The organism is Moorena sp. (assembly GCF_982860115.1).
Window position 1 is genome coordinate 1 of sequence record NZ_CEYLVT010000446.1, and the last position, 2,055, is coordinate 2,055.

The 2,055-nt window shown below is 46.8% G+C and carries 2 protein-coding genes; both read right to left on the bottom strand.

The window, feature by feature from the left end; all coding sequences use genetic code 11:
* Nucleotides 1-322: 322 nt before the first annotated feature.
* Complete coding sequence (gene ygfZ / locus AC4II3_RS32555; RefSeq protein ID WP_488016750.1) at nt 323-1,396, bottom strand: CAF17-like 4Fe-4S cluster assembly/insertion protein YgfZ; 1,074 nt, start codon at nt 1,394-1,396, stop codon at nt 323-325.
* A gap of 103 nt (nt 1,397-1,499) precedes the next feature.
* Nucleotides 1,500-1,886, bottom strand: a complete 387-nt coding sequence (locus AC4II3_RS32560) for a hypothetical protein (protein WP_488016752.1) — start codon at nt 1,884-1,886, stop codon at nt 1,500-1,502.
* Nucleotides 1,887-2,055: the final 169 nt, after the last annotated feature.

Below are 2,055 nucleotides of genomic sequence, written 5' to 3' on the forward strand. Positions count from 1 at the left end.
AGGTTTTAGGTTTTAGGTTTTAGGTTTTAGGTTTTAGGTTTTAGGTTTTAGGGAGTCGGGAGTCGGGAGTCGGGAGTCGGGAGTCGGGAGTCGGGAGTCGGGAGTCGGGAAAAAATTCTGTTTTCGTGATTAGCATCATACAAGCTATGATACTAATCTGATAGGCATGTTGATATAGATTCTTGTCTATTTTTATCCTTTGTGATATTATGCGATGCCAGCTAATTGGCTTTGCTACGGGATCCCGTAGCGGCTGAATGCTCGCGCATCGTATTTTTTTCAAAAGACGTTTCCGAAGGAAAAGCTACAGAGTCCGGGATTACTAAGGGCTCGGCTCATAATAGTCATGGCTTAAACCAGGTACAGCAACAATTTCCCCTTCGACGTCTCCTAACATAACGTTTAACCCTACACCACCAGCCTTAGTGCGGATATAGGCTAAACCAAAGACTCCCTGGTCAGTTTCGGTCAAACTGGTGAGCTTGCCCACTTTTTCCCCATCCACGGTGATGGCGCTCCCTAGGTCAGTAGGAGCACTTAAGCGGATACCCCATAGTCGTTGCTTAACTCCTTTGTAGGTATTCAAGCGCGCAATGGTTTCTTGACCAATGTAACAGCCTTTGCTAAAGGAAATGGTTTGCCACAAACCTGCTTCAAGAGGATTGTAATCTTCTGTGAGTTCATGACCAGGCGCAGGGCGTCCCTGTTGGATACGCAACTGTTCCCAAACGCGATCGCCTATGGGGATTGCTCCTGCTGTGGTTAAGGTTTGCCAAACCTGGGCAGCATTCTCGGCAGGGCAAATTAGAGTATATCCAGGCATTGCCAACCCACTCCCTACAGCAATGCGGACTTGATTATCCCCGAGCATCAGTTGCTGGTGACTAGCATCTTCTCCTGATATTTCCACACCCAAGCCTGTTAAGAGGCTATCACTAACCGGTCCAATCAAGGAGAAAACAGCATGGTGATCCGATACATCCTGCAATTCCACTCTATCCATGGGAAAGATATAACGATCCAGCCACTCCATGATCTGCTGGCGGCAATTTGGAGAAACTAGCAATAGCACCGCATCTGCTAAGATATACGCAGTAGCTATGTCGATAGTACGAGCTGTAGATGTAACAAAAACCGTCTCACAGCCTTGGCCTGGCTGTCGTGTTTGGAAGTCATTGGTGCTTTGATTGTGTAGATAGCGTAGTCGGTCATCACCAGATACTTTGATCAACCCCCAATGGCAACAATCCACCAAGGCAACTCCATTACGGGCTGCTTCAATACCTGCGCTATCATTGCCAAAGCTTACTGGAATCATCCGTGAACCCACCGACTCAAACGTTGCCCCAGCCAGGCGCTGGACATCTAGCGATTTTTGATATTGGTCATTTGTCATTAGAATAGACTTCTTGCAGAAGTCGGGAACAGGGAACAGGGAACAGGGAACAGTGGACAATAATTGAGGTAAACACTATCAGAAAAATACTTTTGCAAGAGGTCTAATCTATCAGTGGCAATCCTGCCACAACGTCTTCTACTAGCTGTTTGGCTTTTGCATCTAGACACTGCCAATCCACCTCACCAGCCTGATCAATCAGCATTGGGTCAATGTCTACTGGCTGAGTGTCTAATTCAGAGTGGGTTGGCTTATAGTCACGAAAACAGACTTGGAAACACAAATCCCATATATTAATGGCGACTGTTGTATCTTGATGTGCCAAACACATCTCATAGCCCGGTATGGGTGTAGTAACGTTTTGATAGGTGACTTTCCAGTTTGTTGGCTCCAACTGTCGCCCAATTTGGTCTATTATACGAATAAACGTTGGTTGCATCAGCAGTTGAGCTTGTTCCCATGCCAGCGTATCCTTAAATAAGGGTTTCATTCATTAACTCCCACACAGCCCTTGAAGGGTGTTATTCTACCAGCCAGAAAATAAAGCAGCAATTATTGACAGGCTATCCGTCGCTCTTAATACTATACCGATAATCGTAAGCATTCAGCGGTCAGCGGTCAGCGGTCAGCGGTCAGCGGTCAGCGGTCAGCGGTCAGCG

Excerpts from the sequence above, each read along its gene's own strand:
- AC4II3_RS32560 (WP_488016752.1), bottom strand. The coding sequence starts at position 1,886 with ATGAAACCCTTATTTAAGGATACGCTGGCATGGGAACAAGCTCAACTG.
- ygfZ (WP_488016750.1), bottom strand. The coding sequence starts at position 1,396 with ATGACAAATGACCAATATCAAAAATCGCTAGATGTCCAGCGCCTGGCT.